Origin of the sequence: Halorubrum sp. ASP1 (assembly GCF_005435135.1) — an archaeon.
Classification (GTDB): Archaea; Halobacteriota; Halobacteria; order Halobacteriales; family Haloferacaceae; genus Halorubrum; species Halorubrum tropicale.
The window spans coordinates 1-21,277 of sequence record NZ_SGUA01000012.1 but is presented as its reverse complement, the minus strand read 5'-3'; the positions used below and the strand labels follow the sequence as shown (position 1 = coordinate 21,277).

The following is a 21,277-nucleotide window of genomic DNA, read 5'->3' as shown; positions in this document are numbered from 1 at the left end:
CCTTGCGTTTACGTCGCCAACACCGACTCAAATACCTTCCGGAGCGTGAGACGGCCGTCTGACGCCGCGCGCGGCGGACCGAACCGCTCGACGGCGGGCCGGACGTCTCGGCGCGACGCCCGGCCCGGTCAGTCCGTGCCGACGGCGGCGATAGCCTCGCGGCCGAGGTCGACGACGTCGTCCGGGAGGTCGCTCGCCGCCAGCTCCGCGGCGGTGTACCAGCGCCAGCGCGCCGGGTCCACCTCGTCGTCGCCGTCGGGGGCGATCTCCCGCGAGTCGACGCGGGCGTAGTAGAGGTGGTCGACGTGCTGATGGCCCACCGACCCGTCCTCGTGGACGTTGATGTCGTGGAGCATGAGGTGGGCCGGCTCCGGGAGCCCCCGAGTGTTCGGGCCCGTGATCGCCGACTCCGTCGCGACCAGCTCGGGGGTCAGCCCCGTCTCCTCGCGGACCTCGCGCCGCGCGGCCTCGTGCGGCAGCTCGTCGCGGTCGACGTGGCCCCCGGGCGGCAGCGTGATCCCCAGCCGCTCGTGCTCGTGAAGGGCGGTCGCCCCGTCGTTGACGATGTAGGTCGTCGCCGTGAAGTGGCGAGTCGTCTCCATGGTTCCGGGTGGCGACGCGTCGCCTTCGCGGTTTCGGCTCCCGGCGCGAGGCCGACTCCGCTCCGGCGACGCGAACGCCATTGAGGGTCCGGCGTGACCGTTAGATATGCCGCCGTTCGACGCGGACGACCTGTCGTGGACGACGACCGACGCGGACGACGCCGCGTGGCGACGGAAGCGGCCGGACGCCGCGGCGGGCGGCGCGGACCTCGGCCGTAGCCTCTACGAGCTGCCGCCCGGGGGCGACGCCGAACGGTCGCTGTCGGGGTACTACCGGATCGGCGACGACGTGGGGTACTGGGACGGCGAAGAAAGCGGGTGAACCGGCGAGCGTCCTTCGAACGCGGCGACGGGCGGCCGCGCAGCGGCGGCGTCAGTTCAGCGCGACCGAGTCCTCGGCCTCGAGGAGCTCGTGGTAACGGTTCCGGATGGTGACCTCGCTGATGTTCGCGACCTCGCTGACCTCGCTCTGGGTCACCTTCTCGTTGACGAGCAGCGAGGCGGCGTAGACGGCGGCCGCGGCGAGCCCGACCGGCGACTTGCCGGAGTGGATCCCCTGCTCCTTCGCCGTGTCGAGCAGGCTGCGGGCCCGGCGCTCGGCCTCGTCGGAGAGGCCGAGGTCGGAGGCGAACCGGGGCACGTAGCTCTCGGGGTCGGCGGGCTGGATCTCCAGCTTGAGCTCGCGAACGACGTAGCGGTACGTCCGGGCGATCTCGTCCTTCTCGACCCGGGAGACCCCCGCGATCTCGTCGAGGCTTCGCGGCGTCCCCGCCTGCCGGGCGGCGGCGTACAGCGAGGCGGTGGAGACGCCCTCGATGGAGCGGCCGGGGAGGAGGTCCTCGTCGAGCGCGCGGCGGTAGATGACCGACGCGGTCTCGCGGACGTTGTCCGGGAGCCCGAGCGCGCTCGCCATCCGGTCGATCTCGCCGAGCGCCTGCTTGAGGTTGCGCTCCTTGGAGTCGCGGGTGCGGAAGCGCTCGTTCCAGGTCCGCAGCCGCTGCATCTTCTCGCGCTGGCGGCTGGACAGCGACTTGCCGTAGGCGTCTTTGTCCTGCCAGCCGATGTTCGTCGAGAGCCCCTTGTCGTGCATCATGTTCGTCGTCGGGGCGCCGACGCGCGACTTGTTGTCCTTCTCCTTGGAGTCGAACGCGCGCCACTCCGGCCCGCGGTCGATCTCGTCCTCCTCGACGACGAGCCCGCAGTCGACGCAGACGGTCTCGCCGTGCTCCGTGTCGGTCGCTAACTGCCCGCCGCACTCGGGGCACCGCAGCTCCTCGTCTTCGGTCGTCGACTCGGTCTCGCTCTCGTCGTCGACGTTCTCGGTCGTGTACGTTCGAAGGTTCTCGCTCATTGGTTTGGTGCGTGGAGGGAACAACGAAACCGAGAGACGGGTCTCGGTGGTTTCCTCACCTTCGGGTAAGTGACCGACGCACTTAAATGTTCGCGTATCTGGCGTCGCGAGGACACGGCCGAAAACGGCGTGTAGAACCCTGTACAATTCGGAATTCTCGACGGGACCGACTGACCCGCGCTGGAAGCGCGATCGACGGCGCGAACGCGGGAGTTGGTATATAGGCGTTTCGCGCCGGACGGGGCGGCGTTCGAGGCCGCCGGCCCGCCGGTCACTCCCCGGTCGCGGCGGCCGCGACGGCGCCGGCGAGGGAGCCGAGGATCACGGCCAGCCCGGTCACCAGCGCGACGCTCGAGGCGAGGTCGGGGCCGGCGGCGACGCCGGCCGCCTCCGAGGCCGGGATCCCGTCGGCGTCGGAGATCGGTACCCGCCCGTCGGACGCGTGGCGCGTGAGCGGCACGCGGGAGAGCGCCCGCAGCGCGAGCATCGCCGGGAGGTACCCGAGCGCCGTGCCCGCGCCGGTCACGGCGCCGGCGAGCGTGTCGCCGACGCCGAGGTATCGGACGGTGGCCGCGCCGCCGAGGGCGACGACGAGCGGGACGGCCCGGAGCGGCCACAGCGCGGCGTCGGCCTGTATCAGCGGGCGCCCGAAGACGACGAGGTCCGACAGCCCGGGACCCGTCCGCGTCCGGACCCAGTGCGCGTCGAAGAGGAACCAGATCGACCCCTCGACCGCCGAGACCGGTCCCCCGACCATCCACCGGGCGACCGCCGAGTCCCCCGGCGACACGCCGGCGACCGCGAGTCCGACCCGCGTGAGCCCGAGTCCGAGCAGCGCCGCGCCGGCCCCGCAGGCGGCGGCGACGGGGAACCACCCCGCCGGGAGCGACACCAGCGAGCCGACCGTCGTTCTGCCGTCGGTCGCCATCTCGCTCCGGCGTTCCCGAGCGAGCGGGATATGTCTTCTCACGGGCCGCGGGCGGAGCGGCGATCGGTTCCGCGAGGACAACCGCTTTGGGCGTCGCGCGAGCAGCACGCCTATGAACCGAACGCGGCTCGACGACCGCCTCGCGGACCTCGACACCGACGGCTACCTCCTCGACGCCTCGCAGGAGGACGCCAACCAGCTGTACCTCTCCGGGTTCACCGGCCCCGACCCGTTCCTCACCCTCTACGCCGACGGCGAGGTCCACGTCCTCGTCAGCGGGCTGGAGTACGGCCGGGCGACGACGGAGGCGGCGGCCGACACCGTCGAACGCCACGCCGACTACGACTACGAGTACGGCGGGCGCGAGGAGCGCAACGACATGTACGCGGCGTTCGTCCGCGACAAGGGCGTCGAGTCCGTCTCGATGCCGCCGCGCGGCCCGGTCGGTACCGCGGACGCCCTCCGCGACCGCGGGATCGAGGTCGCGGTCGACGCCGACGACCGGCTCCAAGCGGTCCGCGCCGTGAAGACCGACGACGAGGTCGACGCGATCCGCGACGCGCAGAAGGCGAACGAGGCCGCGATGCGGGCCGCCGAGGAGCTGATCGCCGGCGCCGACGTGGCGGGCGAGGGCGACGACGCGGAGGCGGGCGTCCTCCTCCGCGACGGCGAGCCGCTCACCAGCGAGCGCGTGACCGAGGAGATAGAGGTGACGCTGCTGCGCCACGGCTGCGCGCTCGACGAGACGATCGTCGCCGGCGGCGCGCAGGCCGCCGACCCGCACGACCGCGGCTCCGGCCCGCTCCGCGCGGACGAGGCGATCATCGTCGACATCTTCCCGCGCTCGAAGGCGTCGAAGTACAACGCCGACATGACGCGGACGTTCTGCGTCGGCGAGCCGAGCGAGACCCTCCGCGAGTGGTACGACCTCACCGAGCGCGCGCTGGGCGCCGCGCTGGACGCGGTCGAGCCGGGCGCCACGGGCGAGGAGGTCCACGCCGCCGCCTGCGAGGTGTACGAGGAGGCCGGCGAGCCGACGTTCCGCACGGACCCCGAGACCGAGACCGGGTTCATCCACTCGACCGGGCACGGGATCGGCCTCGACGTCCACGAGTCGCCGCGGCTCGCGAGCGGTGGCGAGGAGTTGGAGCCGGGCCACGTGATCACCGTCGAGCCCGGCCTCTACGACCCCGCTGTCGGCGGCGTCCGGATCGAGGACCTCGTCGTCGTCACCGAGGACGGGTACGAGAACCTCACCGACTACCCGATCGAGTTCGTCGCGGAGTGAACCGTTGCTGGGCGCCGGGGGGCGTCCCGGACCGCCGCCGGCGTCGCGCGACATCCGGCCCGTCTGACCGCGATCGGAAGCCGCTTTGACCCGTACCCGGTACGGCGACCGTGAACTGGCGGTACGAACACACGGCGCTCGCGCTCTGTACGCTCGCGTTCACCGGGACGATGGTGGCGCGGCTCGTCGTGAGCCCGCTCGTCCCGGAGATCACTGCCCGGTTCGGCGTGACGAACGGCACGGTCGGGCTCGCCTTGAGCGGGATGTGGCTCACCTACGCGCTGGCGCAGTTCCCCTCCGGCGTCCTCGGCGACCGCTACGGCGAGCGCCGCGTCATCCTCGCCGCCGTCGGCGCCACCGCGGTCGCCTCCGTCCTCCTCGCCGCGTCGCCCTCGATGCTCGCCTTCGGGCTGTTCGCAGCCGCGCTCGGCGTCGGCGCGGGCCTCCACTACTCGGTCGCGACGACGTTCCTCACCCGGCAGTTCGACGACACGGGCCGCGCCATCGGCGTCCACGTCGCCGGCGGCCCGCTCGCGGGGCTCGCCGCGCCGCCCGCCGCCGCGCTCGTCGGGTCGCGGTACGGCTGGCGCGCCGGCGTGCTCCTCGGCGCCGCGGTGGCGGTCCCCGTCTTCGTCCTGTTCGCGTGGCGGGTCCGACCGACCGAACCCCTCCGGCCGGACCAGCCGATCGGCGAGCGGTTCGCCGTCGGCCCGCTCGTCGAACTGCTCTCGCGGCCGCGGATCCTCTACACGACCGCGCTCGCGACGATGGGGGCGTTCACGTGGCAGGCGACCGCCTCGTTCCTCCCGACGTTCCTCGAGGTCGGGACCGGCCTGTCGAGCGCGCTGTCGGCGCTGCTGTTCTCCGCGTACTTCCTCGTCCACGGCGGCACCCAGCCGGTGACCGGCTCGGTGTCCGACCGGATCGGACGCGACGCCACGGCGATGGTGACGATGGGCGCCGGCGTCGTCGGCTACGGGGCCCTCGCCGCGGCCGCGACGCTCGACCTGGGCCTCCTCGTGTCGGTCCCGGCCGTTGGCCTCGTCGGCCTCGCGATGTCGTGGGGCGCGCCGATCCAGTCGCGGTTCATGGACCTGCTGTCCGACGCCGAGCGGGGCGCCGGCTTCGGGCTCGTCCGGACCGCCTACATGGTGACGGGCGCCACCGGCAGCGTCGTCGTCGGCGCCGTCTCGGACGCCGCCGGGTGGCCCGTCGCGTTCGGGCTGCTCGCGGGCGTGATGGCGCTGGGGCTGGCGACGCTGTCGGCGAACCGGCTGCTCGGGACGAAGTACTGAGCCGGAGAAAGGCGAGCCGCGAGAGCCCCGTGCCGCCTCAGAGGCGGTCGTCCTCGATGCTGCCCGGGTCCTCCGCGGTGTCGAACATGTTGTTCTCGGCGCCGTCGAGCATCTCGTCGCGGGGCTCCTCGTCGACCACGCTCACGTTGTACGCCTCGATACCGGACGCGATCAGGTCCTCCGCGGCCTGCTCCTCGGAGACGAACTCCTCGTCCGCCAGCTGCTGAAACTCCGCGTACACGTCGTCCGAGAGGTTCAGCTCGAAAGTGGGCATACCCCTCGTTCCGACCGGACGCTTTTAAATCGTTCCCTCGTTGCGTGGCGCGTCTACGGAGGGGGATCACAGCGACCGACGGCGGCGAGACGGTGATCGAGGCGGCCGACGGCGGCCGTCGTATCGTCCGCGACGCCGTCGACAGCGCTCAGGCAGAGGCGCGGGACCTGCGCTCGGAAGCGGACGAGAGCGGCTGAGGGCCGACCGGCCGCGACGGCCCGAACATCTGCGGGGTCAAGGGTCCCCCGACGGGGTGACAGGACTCGAGTATGCCGGGCTTCCCGTCGCCCTTCGGCGCCGACGACGAGGACCTGTTCGACGGCTACGACGAGTTCGTCGCGGGGCCGGTTACAGGTCCCGCCAGGCGCCGAGGAACCGCTGGACCGCGGTGAGGTGGCCGACCGCGGCGAACAGCGCGAGCAGCAGGCCGACGACGTTCAGTCCGGCGACGATCGGCGCGGAGTAGACCGCGGCGACCACGCCGACGATCCCGGCGAGCGCGAGGCGGTCGGCCCGGCCGAGGAGCCCGCCGTACTCGCGGCCGATGCCGACCGCCTGGATCTGCGTGCCGAGGTACGAGGTGAGGAGGACGCCCGTGACCGCGGCGAAGCCGAGCGCGTACGCCTCGACGCCCGCCGTGAGCCCGGCGATGATCGCCACGTCGGCGTAGCGGTCGAGGACGTGGTCGAGGAAGTCGCCGCCGTCGGAGGCGACGCCCTGGTGCCGCGCGAGCGCGCCGTCGACGACGTCGAGCCAGCCGTTGAGGAGGACGAGCAGCGCGCCGGTCGCGTACAGGGGCGCCGACCCGAGGGCGAAGGCGGCGGCGGCCCCCACCGCGACGAGGAAGGCGATCACGCTCACTTGGTCGGGCGAGAGGCCGAGCCTGTCGGCCGCCGACACCCACGGGCCGAGCAGGCGGTCCGCCACCGAGCGGTACTGGTCGAGGGTCATCTACCGTCTCGACGCTCGCGGCCGGCTCATATATAATCGATGAAGTCCACGGTGCCGGCGCTCGGCTCGCGCTCGCCCTCGACCGCCGCGCGGATCGCGTCGGCGACCGCCGCGGGCTCGCGGTCGGTCGCGTCGACCTCGTAGACGTTCTCCGCGCCGTGTTCCGCCACGGCCTCGGAGAGGATCACGTCGAGCGCCTCGCTCTCCGCGTTTTCGGCGGCCGTCTCCGACGACTCGCCGCGCTCGGCGAGGCGGGACTCGATCGCCTCCGGGCGACAGCGCAACACGACGACGCGGTCGACGTCGAACCGGTGCGCGAGGTGGGAGTCGAGGACGCCGGTCCAGTCGCCGAGGTGATCGCGGACCGCGTCGAGGTCGGCGACGAGCGTGTCGCGGTCGGCGTCGCGCTCGGTCCAGAGGTCGTCGTCCGACTTGATCCGCTCGTTGAGGTGGATCACGTCGTACTCGTCCTCTAAGAGCGCCGTCGCGGTCGACTTGCCGGTTCCGGGGGTGCCCGTGACGGCGACGCGGTCGGCCCGGCCGCGGTCGGTTCTCTCCTCCGCGTCGGCCCGCGCCGCGGCCTCAGCGTCGTCGCTCACGCGCTGACACCGAGTTCGAGGTCCGCCAGCGTCTCGTTGAGGAGGGCGACCGCCTCGCGGGTCTCCTCGCGCGTCCCCGTGGAGACGCGGACGTGCTCCGGGAGGCCGAACGAGGTGCAGTCGCGGACGATGACGCCGCGCTCCTGAGCGGCCTCGGCGACGCGCTCGCCGTCGCCGACCGCGGCGAGGACGAAGTTCCCCGCGGAGTCGACGGTGGGCGCGTCGAGCTCGTCCGCGATGTACTCGCGGGCCCAGCGCGCGGACTCGACGGACTTCTCGACGTGCCCCTCGTCGTCGAGCGCGGCGAGCGCGGCGCGGCAGGCCAGCTCGTTGGCCGCGAACGGCGTGTTGACGCGGGCGTACGCCTCGCCCCACGCCTCCGGGACGACGCCGTAGCCGATCCGGAGCCCGGCGAGGCCGTACGCCTTCGAGAAGGTGCGGAGGACCGCCACGTCGTCGCGCTCGTCGGCGAGCGGGATCGCGCTGTCCACGTCGGTGAACTCCCCGTACGCCTCGTCGACGACGACGAGCGTCTCCTCGGCGGTCGCGTCGGCGACCGCCTCGACCTCGTCCAGCGGGATCGTCGAGCCGGAGGGGTTGTGCGGCGAGGTGAGGTAGACGATCCGCTCGCCGCCGTAGGCGGACAGCACCGTCTCGGCGTCCTGCGCGAACCCGTCGGCCGGGGAGAGCTCGTACTCCGTCACCTCGCCGTGGTGGTACCGCGAGGACATCGCGTAGTAGGCGAAGCCGGGGCTCGGCACCAGCACCTCGTCGCCGGGCTCTAAGGCGGCCCGCGAGAGGTAGTCGATCGAGCCGTCGGCGCCGGGCGACACCCACACCTGCCCGTCGTCGACGCCCCACTTCTCGGCGATCCGTGCGGTGAGGTCCGTGTGCGAGGACTTCGGGTACTGGTTCACGCGGTCGGCGTGCTCGCGGATCGCCTCGACGGCCGCCGGGCTCGGCCCGTGCGGGTTCTCGTTCGAGGAGAGCTTGATGAGGTCGTCGGGGTCGAGCCCGCGATCGCGGGCGACCTCCTCGACGCCCCGCCCGGGCACGTACGGCGAGTGATCGGAGAGATCCCGTGGTTCCATGTCACCGGGTCGGGGACCGGCGGGCTTAAGCGTGGTCTTGGCGGTCGAGGGCTCGCGACGGGGCCGCCCCGCGGTTCACGACGACCGGCCGTCGGCGAACCGCCGCTCCGCCTCGGCGACCACGTCGGGGCGCCCCGCGAGCTCCACGGCGACGGTCTCGCTCCCGTAGTCGACGCCCGCGACCACGCCGCGGTCGTACGCCCACGAGAGCGCGGCCTGGGCGGCGCCGCCGTTGGGCGCCTCGACCGTCGCGGTCGCCGTCGGCAGCGCGTCGGCCACCGCGTCCGCGAGGTCGGCGAGCCCGGTCCCGTCGCGGACGCTGACCGGGACCGGCGGGCGGAGCGCGTCGACGACGGGGGCGTCCCGGGGGTCCAGGTCGGCGACCGCGTCCTCGTAGGCCTCGACCGCGGCCGCGAGCCCGTCCGCTCCGACCTCGTCGGCCTTCGACAGCACGGGGATCACGGGCCCGTCGGTCGCCTCGATCGCCGACAGCGACGCCGTGAGCTTCCGGCGGAGGTCGGCACGGTCGTCGCTCGCGTCGACGACGAGCACCGCGCAGTCGGCCGCTCGGACCGCGTCGATGGTCGTCCGGAACGAGCGCACCGCCTCGAGGGGGAGCCCGTCGAGGAGGCCGACGGTGTCGGTGACGAGGGCGCGCCGCCCGCCGACCGTCGCCCGGCGCGTCATCGTCGAGAGCGTCTCGAACGGCCGGTCCGCGACCGTGAGCGGCCCGTCGCCCTCGGCCGGGTCGCCCTCGCCGTTGTCGTCGCGGTCGGCGTCACGAGGCCCGCCCCCGTCGCCGAACTCGGGGTCGTCGACCTCGTCGGCGAGCCGGCGGGCCAGCGTCGACTTCCCGGCGTTCGTGTACCCCGCGAGCGCGACGAGGTCGAACCCGGCGTCGCGGCGCTCCGCCCGTCGGGCCGCCCGGTCGTCGGCTATCTCGTCGAGCGCGCGCTCGGCCGACTCGATCCGCTTCTCGACGTCGAGCACGCGGCTGTCGCCCTCCGGCTGGAGGCGCACGTCCTCGCTCGCGTCGCGGGCGACCGCCTCCCGGAGCCGGGGGAGCTCGTAGCGCAGCCGCGCCAGCTCCAGCTGACGGTCGGCCGCGCGCGAGTCGGCGGCGTCGGCGAACAGCTCCAACGCGAGGCGCGGGCGGTCGATCACCGCGGTCCCGGACGGCAGCAGGTCGCCGAGCGAGAACGTCTGTCCCGGTGACAGCCCCCCGTCGTAGATCACCGCCTCGGCGCCCGCGTCGGCCGCGAGCCGCATCAGCTCCTCTGCCTTCCCGCGGCCGAGGTCGTAGGTCGGGTCCTCGCGGCGCCGCTGTGTGACCTCGCCGACGACCGCGTAGCCGGCCGCGGCGGCGAGGTCCCGGATCTCCGCCGTGTCAGGCGGCTCGCCCTCGGACCGGGCCGCGACGACGGCGGGGGTCGCGTCGGGATCGGCGGGGTCGAGAGGGGAGGTGTCGATCGATTCGGCGGTCTCGTTCGTCGTGGCGTCGTCTCGTGACATTCGGTCGGGCGCTCGCGTCGGCCCGGAGAGGGGAGCGTCTCGCGCTCCGGTCGCTGTGCTGCGGCGCGGGCGACCGACCCCGCTTCGCGGACGGGGCGGCCGCGTCGCGCCGCGGCGGTACCGTCAGCAGCCGTCGACGAACGAACTGGTCTCCATACCTCCGACTCCGCGGGCTCGCACATAAGCGTTCACCGGAAACGCGGTGTGGTACCGAGACGCGGAAACGTGGGTGTCAGAACGGCGCGCCGGTCAGGGGATGCGAACGTCGTGTTCCAGCGTACCGACGCCCTCGACCTCGACCTCGACGGTGTCGCCGTCGGCGAGCGCGCCGACCCCCTCGGGGGTGCCCGTCGCGATCGCGTCGCCGGGTTCGAGCGTGAGGTACGTCGTGATCTCCTCGATCAGCGTCGGCACGTCGAAGATCATGTGCTCGCGGTCGCTCGACTGCTTCGTCTCGCCGTTGACGCGGAGCTCGACGCCCGCGTCAGTGGGCACCTCGTCGGGCGTCGCGAGGACCGGGCCCAGCGGCGCCGCGCCGTCGAACGCCTTCCCGCGCACCCAGTTCTGCTCGCGGTTCTGGTCGTCGCGGTTCGACACGTCGTTCATACAGGTGAACCCGGCGACGACGTCCATCGCGTCGGCGGCGTCGACCGCCTTACACTGCTCGCCGATCACGACCGCGAGCTCCGCCTCCCAGTCGATCCGGTCCTTGCCGGCGGGGACGGTCACGGTGTCGCCGTGGCTCGCCACCGCGTTCGGCGGCTTGAGGAAGAGCAGCGGGCGGTCGGGCACGTCGTTGCCGAGCTCCTCGGCGTGGTCGGCGTAGTTGCGCCCGATACAGACGATCTTCGACGGGTCGGTCGGCGTGAGCACGTCGATGTCGGGGTCGGAGAGCGCGTACTCCTCGCCGCCGAAGGCGACCGTGTCGGTCGCCGGGTCGTACTCGCCCTCGCGGATCGATCCGGCCGGGTCGCGGAACCGTGCGCGGTACATACGCGGCCGAACGGGCGGCCCCCCGAAAAGCGTTCCCGGAGAGGCAAGCGACGACCGTGACAGGGCGTGCTCGCGGGCTCACTCGGTCGAGTCGGTCGCCTCGCGGACCGAGTCGGTCGCCGCCGCGTCCGTCGCGTCGCCGTCCGCGGCGTCGACGGTGGTATCCTCGTCCGCGGCGTCCGTCTCCGAGCCCTCGTCGGCGAAGCGCGAGTCGGTGGCTTCCCCCGCCTCGCCCGTTACTTCGTCGAGCGACGGCGCCCCGACGCGGTCCCCGAACAGCTCGGAGCGCGCGCAGTCGGCACAGTAGTGGTTGTGGCGGATCGCGTGGGTGCGGACCGGCACGCCGGCGACGACCGTCTCGTCGCGGCGACGCCTGACGAGGCCGCGCTCGAACGCCTCGCCGCAGACGACGCAGGACTCGTCGACGGACTCCGGGGGTCGGACGACCCGGTGATCGACCGTCCGCTGCCGGCCGAAATCGGTGAGTCCGTGCCGTCGACCGAGGCGGCGCCTCACGGCCGGCGCGGCCCCCGCCCCGAGCAGGGCGAACGCGAGCCCGACCAGCGCCACCGGCGGGGTGCCGGACTCGAACGAGAGGAACGCGATCCAGCCGCCGATCAGCAGCAGTAACCCGCTCAGGAGGTACGCGGAGACGGTTTCGACCGTCCCCCCGCTCTCCACGCTCGACGGAAGGCGAGCGCGCGTCTCGTCGCCGCGCACGAGCCGCCGTCGCTCGGCCAGCTTGGAGTAGTGCCACCAGCCGTACAGCAGGTTCCCGATCCCGCTGGTGAAGAGGAACAGGAGGACGTGGACGCCGACGGAGCCGATTCCCCTGTCGACGAGGATCACCCGGTCGCCGGCGTCCTGTTCGATGTCCCACCCGGCGTCGAGGTGGTCCTGGACGCGGCGGCGGAAAGCGCGCTCGCTCTCGTCCGGCGACGAGGTCGAGCGCGACGTGGACCGGTCGTCCGACCGCTTCGACCGGCCGCTCGACCGCTCGGACGCCGCGGATTCGCCGCCGGACCGCGACGCGCCGCAGTTCGAACAGAACCGGTCGTCGTCGTCGAACGCCGCGCCGCAGTCGGCGCAGTACGCGGGGCCCGCGGCGCCGTCGAGGTCGGCGCCGCAGTCGGGGCAGAAGCTCGCCCCGTCCGGCACCGCCTCGCCGCAGGCGGGGCAGGCGGGCGGCGGGCCGCCGGGCTCGCTGGTCTGGGAGGGCATCTACCGGACGTTCGCGTCCGTTCCGGTTAATCGCTTTCGCCGACGGGCGACGGCCTCCGCGGCGTCGAGTTTTATTACGACGCGCCGAGACGTACGGAACGGACTATGGAACTCACCTGGCACGGCCACTCCACGTGGCACGTCGTCGTCGAGGACACGGAGCTGCTCATCGACCCGTTCTTCGACAACCCGAAGACCGACGTCGACCCCGCGGACCTCGACCCCGACTACCTCCTCCTGACCCACGGACACGCGGACCACATCGGCGACGCCGCCGAGTTCCCGGACGCGACGGTGGTCGCAACCCCGGAGCTGACCGGCTACGTCCAGGAGAACTTCGGCCACGAGCACACGCTCCCGGCCGGCGGCATGAACATCGGCGGCACCGCCGAGTGCGGCGACGCGTGGGTGACGATGGTCCGCGCGGACCACTCGAACGGCATCGAGAACGACCCCGACTACTCCGCCGGCATGCCGACCGGATTCGTCGTCGGCGACAAGAAGCCGACCCAGGAGTCGGACCCCGACTGTACCACGTTCTACCACGCCGGCGACACGGGCTTGATGTCCGAGATGGTCGACGTGATCGCCCCGTACCTCGAACCGGACGCCGCCGCCCTGCCCGCCGGCGACCACTTCACCATGGGGCCCGCGGGCGCCGGCATCGCCGCCGACTGGGTGGGCGCCGACGTCGTCTTCCCGATGCACTACGACTCGTTCGGGCCGATCGAGATCGAGACCCGCGAGTTCGTCAACGAGGTGACGGCCGCGGGCGCCGCCGCCGAACCCGTCGTCTTAGAGGGCGACGAGACGTACACGCTCGACTGAGGGGGCGACGACCCCACCGGTGATTCCGCCATTTTTCGCAGCGTTCCCGTCCGGAGCGACGCGACCGCGCTGTATCGACCCCGTCCGTCCCCCGGCACTCACGTCCCGTGTCGGCAGCCTTTAGCGGCGGGAGGACGAAGGGTCGGTCGACTATGGCAGACATCGAGACGTCCACGGTTTCCGAGGAAGGGTACGCCAGCACCAGCCAGGTCGGCGAGTTCGACCTCCAGATCGACGCCACCGACGAGACGGGCCCGAACCCGAACGCGACGCTCGTCGCGACGTACGCCTCCTGTTACCTCCCGGCGCTCCGCGTCGGCGGGAGCCAGCGCGGCGAGGAGGACCTCGGCAAGATCCAGATCGACGCGAGCGCCGACCTCGACGACGAGGACGACCTCGAATCGATCGCCTTCGACGTCCACGTCGAGGCCGACCTCGACGACGAGACCGCCGCCGACATCGCCGAGCGCGCCGAGGGCATCTGCCACGTCCACAGCGCGCTCCGCGAGGAGCTCCACGCCGACGTCAGCGTCTACCCCGGCGCGTTCTGAGGCCGGACTCCCGCGTCGACGCCCGCTTTTTTTCGACCGTCCCCGCCCGCTCAGTCCCGCGGCTCCGCCTCTTCGGCGACCGGGCCCGAGGGGTCGGCGGGCGGCGCGGGCCCGTCCGCGTCCGCCCCCGGGCGGTCGAGCCCGGTGAACTCGAACCGAGCGCCCCCGCGTTCCCCCTCCGTCACGGCCACCTCCCAGCCGTGCGCCTCGGCGATGCGCTGGACGATGGAGAGCCCGAAGCCGGTGCCCGTCTCGGAGGTGGTGTAGCCGCTCTCGAACACCCGGTCCCGCTCGTCGGCGTCGATCCCGGGGCCGTCGTCCTCGACGTAGAACCCGTCCGGGAGGTCGCCGACGACGACGCGCTGCCCGCCGTGTTCGGCGGCGTTTCGATACAGGTTCCCGAGGAGCTGCCGGACCCGGCCCGGGTCGGCGCATATCTCCCCGTCGGCCTCCACCACGACCTCGACCGGCGCGTCCGGCTCGTCCCCGCCGGCCGCGTCGTCGCCGAACGGGTCCTCGCCGTCCGCCGATCCGAAGGCGTCGTCGCTGTACCCGGCGGCTAGGTCGCCGAGGTTGACGGGGTCGAACGACCCGACCGCCTCGCCCTGCTTGGCGAGCGCGAGCACGTCCTCGATCAGCCGCTCCATCTCGTCGAGCGCGCGCTCGCAGCGGTCGAAGTAGGAGTCGGTCCCCGTCTCGCGCGCGAGCCGGAGGTACCCCGAGAGGACGTTGAGCGGGTTCCGGAGGTCGTGCGAGACGATGTTCGCGAACTCGTCGAGCCGCTCGTTCTCCCGCTCGATGCGGCGCTCGTACGCCTTCCGCTCGGAGATGTCGCGGCTGCTCGCCAGGAACCGGTCCTCGCCCTGGACGTCGATGCGCCGCACGTGGACCTCGGCGGGGAACGTCGAGCCGTCGGCGCGGGCGAACGTCGTCTCCAGTCGGACCGTCTCGTCCACCTCCAGGCCCTCCCAGAGCCGAACCCCCTCCTCGGGGTCGAGTTCGGCGTCGACCTCCCACACGTCCATCCCGACTATCTCCTCGCGGTCGTACCCGAGCGCGTCGGTCATCGCGCGGTTGGCGTCGACGATCGACCCCGCTTCGTCGTGGATGTCGACCATGTCCGGCGAGCGCTCGAAGAGGGCCTCCAGGCGCGCGGAGGTGCGTTCGAGCCGACGCTGTCGGCGCCGCTCGGCGGTGACGTTGCGGGAGATGCCGAGCACCCCGTCGAACTCCCCGTCGATGACGAGCCGTGTCAGCCCGTAGTCGACGATCGCAGCGGGCTCGTCCGGGAGGTCGACTTCGACCGTCCCGGTCAGCGAGTCGCGCTCGCCCTCGACGAGTTCGCCGTACTTGTCGCCGTCGGCCGCCTGTATGCGCTCGACGAGGCGGCTCTCGCGGCCGACGAGCGACTCCGGGTCGGTGCCGAACACGTCGGCGATGTGGTCGTTCGCGAGCGCGATGCGGCCGTCGGCGTCGTAGATACACACCGACTCCGGCAGCTCGTCGACGATGCGGCGGTAGCGTTCGAGCTCGCGCTCGCGCTCCTTCTCTTCGGTGACGTCGATGTGGATCCCGACGGCCCGGAGGGGCTCGCCGTCCTCGGTCCGCTCCACGACGCGGCCCCGGTCGCGGATCCACTTCCAGTCGCCCGACGTGGTCCGCATGCGGAAGTCGCTCTGGTAGGGGTCGGTCTCGCCGGCGAAGTGCGCCTCGATGGCGTCCCAGGCGTCGTCGATGTCGTCGGGGTGGACGCGGTCCTCCCACGTCGACAGGTCGAAGTCGATCTCGTCGATGTCGTGGCCGAGCATCCCCGCCCACCGGTCGTCGAACCGGACTTCGTCCGTCCGCACGTTCCAGTCCCAGACGCCGACGTCGGCCCCTTCGACGGCAAGCTGGAGCCGCTCCGAGACCTCCCGGAGCTCCCGCTCGCGCTCCCGGCGCTCCGTCACGTCGCGGAAGTACAACGCCAGCCCGTCGGCGGTCGGGTAGGCGTTCACCGCGAGCTCCGCGTCGAGGCGGTCGACGTGGTGCTCGAACTCGGTCGCCTCGCCGGTCTCGACGACCTCGCGGAGCGCCGCCTCCGCCTCGGTGCCTGCGACCTCCGGGAACAGCTCCCAGATCCGCTCGCCGAGCAGCGCGTCCGCGTCGCGCTCGACGAACCCCGCGGCCCGCTCGTTGAGGTAGGTCAGCCGCCACTCCGGGTCGACCTGACAGAACGCGTCGCTGGTGCGCTCCAGGTGCGCGGCCAGGCGGCGACCGCCGCGCGCCTCGGAGACCGCGTCCGCGACCGCGCTCGCGAGCCGCGCGAACTCGTCCGCCGGCTCGTCCCGTCGGACGTACTCGTCGACGCCGGCCGAGACGGCGTCGCTGGCGACCGCCTCCGACCCCGACCCGGTGAAGAGCACGAACGGCACGTCGCCGTGGCGGTCGCGGACCGTCTCTAACAGCCCGACGCCGTCGGCCTCGGGCAGCTCGTACCCGGAGACCACGCAGTGGAACGACGCCGACGACAGCGCGTCCAGCGCCGACTCGGCGCCCTCGACCGTGACCGCCTCGAACCGGTCGTCGCGCGCTTCGAGCCGCGAGGCCGCCGTCTCGGCGAACGCCGGTTCGCCGTCGACCACGAGGACGCGTACGAGCGACGCCCCTCGTCCCCCCTCGTCGCCGCCGGCTCCGTCCGCTTGACTCATCTGCGTAGTTGTTTTCTACTCGACATGATAACCGTTTCGCTCGGTTTCATCGGACGACCGTCGAAACAGAAATGCCGGAGCCGACGGGGAGGACCGCCGTCTCCACGGCGTCGTCCGAGCGGACGGTCCCCACGTACTCGCCGACGCCGCGCGTCTGGGCGTCGACGGCGGCGTCCGGGAGCGGCTCGCCGGCCTCGAAGTGGTCGACGAGGTCGCCGAAGTCGATCGGGCCCCGGGCGATGTTGTCGGCGACGACCACGCCGCCGGACCGGACCTTCGAGAGGACGGCCCGGTAGGCGTCCGCGTACCGCTCCTTCTGGTGATCGATCAGCACCACGTCGAAGGGGCCGTCGTAGCGGTCGACGGTCTCCATCGCGTCCCCGACCTCGAAGGTGACGCGGTCGGCGTACCCGCCCTCGGCGGCGAACGAGACGCCGCGTTCGGCCTCGTCTGCGTCGAACTCGGTACACACCACGTGCCCGGCGCCGCCACGGAGGAACCAGGTGGCGGAGTAGCCGAAGCCGGAGCCGAACTCGAAGGCGCGGTCGGCGTCCGTCAGTCGCGCGAGCAGGCGGAGGACCGCCCCCGCCTCCGGCCCGATGATCGGGAAGCCCCACTCGTCGGCGAGGTCGGCCATCTCCGCCTGCGTCTCGGTGTGTTCCGGCGCCGTCGCGGCCAAGAACCGACGCGCGGGGTCGGTGAGCACGTCCATACCGCCGTCTCGGACGCGTGAAACTTAAATCGGACCGGCGGGCCGGCCGGGCCGAGCCCGGCCCGGGCGCTTGGCGACCCTGAAAACTGTTAAGTCCCGCTCGGTCGACCGGTTGAATAATGTACGATCCTGAGGAACTCGCCGCGATCCGGGAGGCCAAGGAGTCGTGGGAGGACGGGACCTACGGCGACACTGTCGACCGGTTCGGCGAGCGGGAGGAGACGTTCACCACCGACACCGGGGGCCAGGAGGTCGACCCGCTGTACACGCCCGCCGACGTCGACGTGGACTACCGGGAGGACCTCGGTTACCCCGGGGAGGAGCCGTACACCCGCGGCGTCTACTCGACCATGCACCGGGGGCGGCTGTGGACGATGCGCCAGTACGCCGGGATGGGCACCGCCGCCGAGACGAACGAGCGCTTCCGCTACCTCATCGACGAGGGCTCGTCGGGCCTGTCGATGGCGTTCGACCTCCCGACGCAGATGGGATACGACTCCGACGCCGCGATGGCCGAGGGGGAGGTCGGGCGGTCGGGCGTCGCCATCGACACGTTGGACGACTTCGAGACCGTCTTCGACTCCATCCCGCTCGACGAGGTCTCCACGTCGATGACGATCAACGCCCCGGCGGCCGTCCTCCTCGCGATGTACGTCGCGATGGGCGACAAGCAGGGTGTCCCGCGCGACCAGCTCCGGGGGACCATCCAGAACGACATCATGAAGGAGTACATCGCGCGGAACCTCTACATCTACCCGCCGAAGCAGTCGATGCGGCTGATCACGGACATCTTCGAGTTCTGCGCGGCCGAGACGCCGAAGTTCAACACCATCTCCATCTCCGGCTACCACATCCGCGAGGCCGGCTCGACCGCGGCCCAGGAGATCGCCTTCACCCTCGGCGACGGCATCGAGTACGTCGAGGCCGCCCTCGACGCGGGCCTCGACGTCGACGAGTTCGCCCCGCAGCTCTCCTTCTTCTTCAACGCCCACAACAACATCTTCGAGGAGGCCGCGAAGTTCCGCGCCGCACGGCGGATGTGGGCGCAGATCATGGACGAGCGCTTCGGCGCGGAGAACCCCAAGTCGAAGCAGCTGAAGTTCCACACCCAGACCGGCGGGTCGACGCTCACCGCCCAGCAGATCGAGAACAACGTCGTCCGCGTCTCGTATCAGGCGCTCGCGGCGGTCCTCGGCGGCACCCAGAGCCTCCACACGAACGGGAAAGACGAGGCGCTCGCGCTCCCGACCGAGAAGTCCGTGCGCACCGCGCTCCGCACGCAGCAGATCCTCGCCCACGAGTCCGGTGCGGCCGACACGATCGACCCGCTCGCGGGCTCGTACTACGTCGAGGACCTCACCGACGGGATCGAGGAGGAGGCGTTCGAGATCCTCGAAGAGGTCGACCGCCGCGGCGGGATGTTAGAGGCCGTCGAGAGCGGCTGGGTCCAGCGGCAGATCCAGGACGTTGCCTTCGAGCGCCAGCGGGAGATCGAGGAGGGCGAGCGGATCATCGTCGGCGTCAACGAGTTCGAGGTCGACGAGGAGCCGGAAATGGACTTGGAAGAGGTCGACCCCGAGCAGGAGCAGAACCAGCGCGACCGGCTGAACGGGGTGAAGGCCGAGCGCGACGACGACGCGGTCGACGAGGCGCTCGCGGGGCTCCGCGAGGCCGCGCAGGGGTCCGAGAACGTGATGCCCCACGTCGTCGACGCGGTGAAGGCGTACGCGACGGTCCAGGAGATATCTGACGTGCTCCGCGACGAGTTCGGCGAGTACAAGCCCGGGCGGTGAGCGGGAAGGCGGCGGCGACGGTTCCGAGCCGCCCCCGGCGGCGCGCTCAGTCCGCGCCCCTGACGACGTGGCCGTACTTCAGCGCCGCGACGAAGACCCCGCCGCCGACCGCGTTGCCGACGGTCGCGAGCGCGAGGAACGAGAGGTAGTCGGCGATCGATATCGCGGGCGAGGAGAACAGCCCGAACAGCACCTCCACGTTGCCCGCGATCGAGTGCGGCAGGTGGAGCACCCCGATGGTACCGGTGACGATGAAGACGAGCAGCAGGCGACCGGTCGTCTCCTGGGCGGCCGTGATCAGCCACGCCAGCAGCCCCATCAGCCACCCGGCGAACACGCCGCCGACGAACAGCCACGTGAGGTCGTGGGTGACCAGCTTGAGCGCGATCTCCTCGAACGCCGCGGCCTCGACGACGCCGAGCCCGGGCGTCAACAGGGTCGCGAGCAGGGCGAACGACAGGCCGCCGATCAGGTTCCCGACGTACACCAGCCCCCAGAGGCGGCCCAGCTGGCCGAGCGAGGCCTGCCCGTCCATCACGGGGATCACGGCGAGCATGGTGTGTTCCGTGAACAGCTCCGACCGACCGAGGATGACGAAGACGAACCCGACGGAGTAGACGGTCGCCAGCAGCAGCTCGGTCCCGAGGTCGCCGTATCCGCCCGGCGACAGCGTCAGTACGACGGCCATCAGGAGGGGACCGAACCCGATGTCGAGCCCGGCGGACAGCCCGGAGAGCAGCAGCCCGGACCGCTCGCGGTTCATCTCGTGGACGGCGCTGTCGAGGATCGAGTCGAGGATCGTCCGCGACGTCTTCTGCTCTAAGGCCGTGTCGGGGTTCTGGTCGCTCACGGGATGGCTCTGCCGCCCGTTGTCACTGGAGCTACCCAACACTTTCCATCGGTCGACCGGGCTGCCGGGACCGACAGTCGCCCACGTCTCCCGACCGCGTTCCCGCTCGGTCGCGCCGCCCGGGGCCATTTATGTCCGCGCGCCGCGACGGTCGGGTATGCGCTTCGATCACGTCGGCGTCGCGACGCGGGACGCCACGGCGCTCGCGGACCTGTTCGGCGGCCTGGTCGACGCCCCGGTCGCTCACGAGGAAACGTTCGACGGGATGCGCGTCGTCTTCCTCGAACTCGACGGCGGCGGCTACTTCGAGCTGCTCGAACCGGACGCCGGCGGGACTATCGCGGACTACCTCGACCGCGAGGGACCCGGCGTTCACCACGTCGCGCTCGCGGTCGACGACCTCCCGGCCGCGCTCGACGACGCCCGCGACCTCGGCATCGACCTCGTCGACGAGGAGCCGCGCCCCGGCGCGTGGGGCCACGAGGTCGCCTTCTGTCACCCGCGCTCGACGGGCGGCGTGCTGGTCGAGTTCGTCGAGCACTGAGGCGGCCCACGGCCGCCCCCGAGAAGCCGACGGCGCGGCTCAGTCCCTGGACTCGGCCTCGACCGCCGGGTCGTGGGCCTCGTACCAGTCGAGGATCTTCTCCAGCCGATGGATCGCGCGGTCGGGGTCGCCGATGTTGTGGTGTTCGTCCGGGTAGACGACCAGCTCTGCGTCGACCCCCTGCTTGCGGGCGGCGACGTACAGCTGCTCCGACTGCGACGGGGGACAGCGCCAGTCCTCGCCGCCGGCCATGACGAGCAGCGGCGTCTCGATGTTCCCGGCGTCGAGGATCGCGGTCGACGCGTCGAACGCCTCGGGGTTCTCCCACGGGAGCCCGAACTCCGCCTCCATCCAGACGTGCGTGTCGTCCGTGCCGAACGCCGACCGGATGTCGTAGATCCCGTGTTCCGGCGCCGCGGCGGCGAAGAGGTCCGGCTCCTGCGTGACCAGGAACCCCTGCGCGATGCCGCCGTACGAGAAGCCGTGGCCGAACACGCGGTCGGGGTCGACCCAGCCGCGGTCCGCGAGCGACTCGACGCCCGCGGCGATGTCGTCGACCTCCGCGGTGCCCCACTTGCCGGTGAGCTCGGCGGTGAACTCGCGGCCGCGCGAGGTGCCGCCGCGGTAGTTCGGGCGGAAGACGAGGTAGCCCCGGCTCGTCAGCGCCGCGTGACCGAAGCTGAAGACGGGCTCGTCGTACGACATGGGCCCGCCGTGGATGGCCACCACGAGCGGGTGGTCGCCGGACTCGGGGTCGATCTCGGGGTCGTGGTAGAGCACGCCGTCGAGCGTCCAGCCGTCGGACTCCCACTCGACGCGCCGCGCCTCCGGGACCGCGAACTCGTCGACGAGCGACTCGTTGACGCGGGTGAGCCGCCGGAAGGAGTCGGGCTCCGTGGCCGCGTCGAGGTCGTCGACGTCGACCGCGTACAGGTCGGTGCCCTCGGTCGGGTCGGAGAGGACGACGACCGCCGTCGACCCGTCGTCGGCCACGTCGACCCCGGCCATCGCGCGGTCGCGGCCCTGCGCCTCGAAGACGCGCTCGACGGTGCCGTCCGTCTCGAGGCGGACCAGCCGCGTCTGGCTCTCGTCGGCGATCCGGGCGTATATCTCGCCGTCGACCCACGCCGGCCCGCCGCCGCGGGCGACCGTCCGGTCGAGCGCGTCCTCGAGGCGCAGGGCCGCGACCGCGCGATGGCCGGGG

Annotated in this window: 22 protein-coding genes; 8 read left to right on the top strand and 14 right to left on the bottom strand. The window is 72.2% G+C overall.

The features are described from left to right. Positions 1-128 precede the first annotated feature (128 nt). On the bottom strand, positions 129-602 hold the full coding sequence (locus EXE48_RS15245) for an NUDIX hydrolase (protein WP_053771210.1): 474 nt from the start codon (positions 600-602) through the stop codon (positions 129-131). A 106-nt stretch (positions 603-708) separates the two neighbouring features. Here EXE48_RS15245 and EXE48_RS15240 point away from each other — a divergent pair, with 106 nt between their 5' ends. Then, the gene (locus EXE48_RS15240) at positions 709-924 is read left to right on the top strand and encodes a hypothetical protein (protein WP_137704319.1); all 216 of its coding nucleotides are present in this window, start codon (positions 709-711) and stop codon (positions 922-924) included. Positions 925-975: 51 nt separating this feature from the next. Here EXE48_RS15240 and EXE48_RS15235 read toward each other — a convergent pair whose 3' ends face one another. Both EXE48_RS15235 and EXE48_RS15230 read right to left on the bottom strand, forming a co-directional pair. After that, positions 976-1,953 carry a transcription initiation factor IIB gene (locus tag EXE48_RS15235; protein ID WP_053771208.1) on the bottom strand — a complete coding sequence of 326 codons (978 nt, stop codon included), beginning with the start codon at positions 1,951-1,953 and terminating at the stop codon, positions 976-978. Between the two features lie 271 nt (positions 1,954-2,224). Then, positions 2,225-2,881: a DUF7978 family protein gene (locus EXE48_RS15230; protein WP_053771207.1), complete on the bottom strand. Its 657-nt coding sequence runs from the start codon at positions 2,879-2,881 to the stop codon at positions 2,225-2,227. A 112-nt stretch (positions 2,882-2,993) separates the two neighbouring features. Between EXE48_RS15230 and EXE48_RS15225 the strand changes: the two genes are divergently transcribed. Then, complete coding sequence (locus EXE48_RS15225; protein ID WP_121599377.1) at positions 2,994-4,169, top strand: M24 family metallopeptidase; 1,176 nt, start codon at positions 2,994-2,996, stop codon at positions 4,167-4,169. 110 nt (positions 4,170-4,279) lie between these two features. Continuing rightward, the gene (locus EXE48_RS15220; RefSeq protein ID WP_053771205.1) at positions 4,280-5,464 is read left to right on the top strand and encodes an MFS transporter; all 1,185 of its coding nucleotides are present in this window, start codon (positions 4,280-4,282) and stop codon (positions 5,462-5,464) included. 37 nt (positions 5,465-5,501) lie between these two features. Here EXE48_RS15220 and EXE48_RS15215 read toward each other — a convergent pair whose 3' ends face one another. Further along, entirely contained in the window at positions 5,502-5,738 is a 237-nt protein-coding gene (locus EXE48_RS15215) for a DUF7120 family protein (protein WP_053771204.1), read from the bottom strand. A gap of 44 nt (positions 5,739-5,782) precedes the next feature. On the opposite strand from EXE48_RS15215, the gene EXE48_RS18505 reads away from it, so the two are divergent. Further along, entirely contained in the window at positions 5,783-5,935 is a 153-nt protein-coding gene (locus EXE48_RS18505; protein ID WP_158295139.1) for a hypothetical protein, read from the top strand. Positions 5,936-6,086: 151 nt separating this feature from the next. On the opposite strand, the gene EXE48_RS15210 is transcribed toward EXE48_RS18505, so the two are convergent. From EXE48_RS15210 to EXE48_RS15185, 6 genes are all read right to left on the bottom strand, one after another. Continuing rightward, the gene (locus tag EXE48_RS15210) at positions 6,087-6,689 is read right to left on the bottom strand and encodes a CDP-alcohol phosphatidyltransferase family protein (protein WP_053771203.1); all 603 of its coding nucleotides are present in this window, start codon (positions 6,687-6,689) and stop codon (positions 6,087-6,089) included. Positions 6,690-6,715: 26 nt separating this feature from the next. Further along, the gene (locus EXE48_RS15205) at positions 6,716-7,288 is read right to left on the bottom strand and encodes an adenylate kinase family protein (protein WP_137711973.1); all 573 of its coding nucleotides are present in this window, start codon (positions 7,286-7,288) and stop codon (positions 6,716-6,718) included. Continuing rightward, positions 7,285-8,379, bottom strand: a complete 1,095-nt coding sequence (gene hisC, locus EXE48_RS15200; RefSeq protein ID WP_137711972.1) for a histidinol-phosphate transaminase — start codon at positions 8,377-8,379, stop codon at positions 7,285-7,287. The genes EXE48_RS15205 and hisC overlap by 4 nt, the downstream gene beginning before the upstream one ends. A 75-nt stretch (positions 8,380-8,454) precedes the next feature. Beyond that, the gene (locus EXE48_RS15195; RefSeq protein WP_137711971.1) at positions 8,455-9,891 is read right to left on the bottom strand and encodes an HflX-like GTP-binding protein; all 1,437 of its coding nucleotides are present in this window, start codon (positions 9,889-9,891) and stop codon (positions 8,455-8,457) included. 249 nt (positions 9,892-10,140) lie between these two features. After that, complete coding sequence (locus tag EXE48_RS15190; protein ID WP_137711970.1) at positions 10,141-10,884, bottom strand: fumarylacetoacetate hydrolase family protein; 744 nt, start codon at positions 10,882-10,884, stop codon at positions 10,141-10,143. Positions 10,885-10,962: 78 nt separating this feature from the next. Then, positions 10,963-12,105 (bottom strand): zinc ribbon domain-containing protein, encoded by a 1,143-nt coding sequence (locus EXE48_RS15185; RefSeq protein WP_137711969.1) that lies wholly within the window; start codon positions 12,103-12,105, stop codon positions 10,963-10,965. Positions 12,106-12,210: 105 nt separating this feature from the next. Between EXE48_RS15185 and EXE48_RS15180 the strand changes: the two genes are divergently transcribed. Together EXE48_RS15180 and EXE48_RS15175 are read left to right on the top strand one after the other, a co-directional pair. Then, positions 12,211-12,933 carry a metal-dependent hydrolase gene (locus EXE48_RS15180; protein WP_121599371.1) on the top strand — a complete coding sequence of 241 codons (723 nt, stop codon included), beginning with the start codon at positions 12,211-12,213 and terminating at the stop codon, positions 12,931-12,933. A 152-nt stretch (positions 12,934-13,085) separates the two neighbouring features. Further along, entirely contained in the window at positions 13,086-13,484 is a 399-nt protein-coding gene (locus EXE48_RS15175; protein WP_053771196.1) for an OsmC family protein, read from the top strand. Between the two features lie 50 nt (positions 13,485-13,534). On the opposite strand, the gene EXE48_RS15170 is transcribed toward EXE48_RS15175, so the two are convergent. Beyond that, positions 13,535-16,174 carry a PAS domain S-box protein gene (locus tag EXE48_RS15170; protein ID WP_137711968.1) on the bottom strand — a complete coding sequence of 880 codons (2,640 nt, stop codon included), beginning with the start codon at positions 16,172-16,174 and terminating at the stop codon, positions 13,535-13,537. 46 nt (positions 16,175-16,220) lie between these two features. Then, positions 16,221-16,886, bottom strand: coding sequence for an O-methyltransferase (locus tag EXE48_RS15165; protein ID WP_137711967.1), 666 nt, complete (start codon positions 16,884-16,886; stop codon positions 16,221-16,223). A 119-nt stretch (positions 16,887-17,005) separates the two neighbouring features. Between EXE48_RS15165 and EXE48_RS15160 the strand changes: the two genes are divergently transcribed. Next, positions 17,006-18,679: an acyl-CoA mutase large subunit family protein gene (locus EXE48_RS15160; RefSeq protein WP_053771193.1), complete on the top strand. Its 1,674-nt coding sequence runs from the start codon at positions 17,006-17,008 to the stop codon at positions 18,677-18,679. 46 nt (positions 18,680-18,725) lie between these two features. Here EXE48_RS15160 and EXE48_RS15155 read toward each other — a convergent pair whose 3' ends face one another. Further along, positions 18,726-19,529 (bottom strand): formate/nitrite transporter family protein, encoded by an 804-nt coding sequence (locus tag EXE48_RS15155; RefSeq protein WP_137711966.1) that lies wholly within the window; start codon positions 19,527-19,529, stop codon positions 18,726-18,728. A 157-nt stretch (positions 19,530-19,686) separates the two neighbouring features. Here EXE48_RS15155 and mce point away from each other — a divergent pair, with 157 nt between their 5' ends. After that, on the top strand, positions 19,687-20,073 hold the full coding sequence (gene mce / locus EXE48_RS15150; protein ID WP_053771191.1) for a methylmalonyl-CoA epimerase: 387 nt from the start codon (positions 19,687-19,689) through the stop codon (positions 20,071-20,073). 39 nt (positions 20,074-20,112) lie between these two features. On the opposite strand, the gene EXE48_RS15145 is transcribed toward mce, so the two are convergent. Next, positions 20,113-21,277 (bottom strand): alpha/beta hydrolase family protein (locus EXE48_RS15145; RefSeq protein WP_137711965.1); only part of this gene is annotated, 1,165 nt, incomplete at its 5' end.

Bases quoted from the DNA above. Each gene is read 5' to 3' on its own strand.
- EXE48_RS15245 (WP_053771210.1), bottom strand. From the start codon at position 602: ATGGAGACGACTCGCCACTTCACGGCGACGACCTACATCGTCAACGAC.
- EXE48_RS15185 (WP_137711969.1), bottom strand. From the start codon at position 12,105: ATGCCCTCCCAGACCAGCGAGCCCGGCGGCCCGCCGCCCGCCTGCCCC.
- EXE48_RS15230 (WP_053771207.1), bottom strand. From the start codon at position 2,881: ATGGCGACCGACGGCAGAACGACGGTCGGCTCGCTGGTGTCGCTCCCG.
- hisC (WP_137711972.1), bottom strand. From the start codon at position 8,379: ATGGAACCACGGGATCTCTCCGATCACTCGCCGTACGTGCCCGGGCGG.
- EXE48_RS15225 (WP_121599377.1), top strand. From the start codon at position 2,994: ATGAACCGAACGCGGCTCGACGACCGCCTCGCGGACCTCGACACCGAC.
- mce (WP_053771191.1), top strand. From the start codon at position 19,687: ATGCGCTTCGATCACGTCGGCGTCGCGACGCGGGACGCCACGGCGCTC.
- EXE48_RS15170 (WP_137711968.1), bottom strand. From the start codon at position 16,174: ATGAGTCAAGCGGACGGAGCCGGCGGCGACGAGGGGGGACGAGGGGCG.
- EXE48_RS15175 (WP_053771196.1), top strand. From the start codon at position 13,086: ATGGCAGACATCGAGACGTCCACGGTTTCCGAGGAAGGGTACGCCAGC.
- EXE48_RS15215 (WP_053771204.1), bottom strand. From the start codon at position 5,738: ATGCCCACTTTCGAGCTGAACCTCTCGGACGACGTGTACGCGGAGTTT.
- EXE48_RS15180 (WP_121599371.1), top strand. From the start codon at position 12,211: ATGGAACTCACCTGGCACGGCCACTCCACGTGGCACGTCGTCGTCGAG.
- EXE48_RS15190 (WP_137711970.1), bottom strand. From the start codon at position 10,884: ATGTACCGCGCACGGTTCCGCGACCCGGCCGGATCGATCCGCGAGGGC.
- EXE48_RS15240 (WP_137704319.1), top strand. From the start codon at position 709: ATGCCGCCGTTCGACGCGGACGACCTGTCGTGGACGACGACCGACGCG.
- EXE48_RS15210 (WP_053771203.1), bottom strand. From the start codon at position 6,689: ATGACCCTCGACCAGTACCGCTCGGTGGCGGACCGCCTGCTCGGCCCG.
- EXE48_RS15160 (WP_053771193.1), top strand. From the start codon at position 17,006: ATGTACGATCCTGAGGAACTCGCCGCGATCCGGGAGGCCAAGGAGTCG.
- EXE48_RS15235 (WP_053771208.1), bottom strand. From the start codon at position 1,953: ATGAGCGAGAACCTTCGAACGTACACGACCGAGAACGTCGACGACGAG.
- EXE48_RS15195 (WP_137711971.1), bottom strand. From the start codon at position 9,891: ATGTCACGAGACGACGCCACGACGAACGAGACCGCCGAATCGATCGAC.
- EXE48_RS15165 (WP_137711967.1), bottom strand. From the start codon at position 16,886: ATGGACGTGCTCACCGACCCCGCGCGTCGGTTCTTGGCCGCGACGGCG.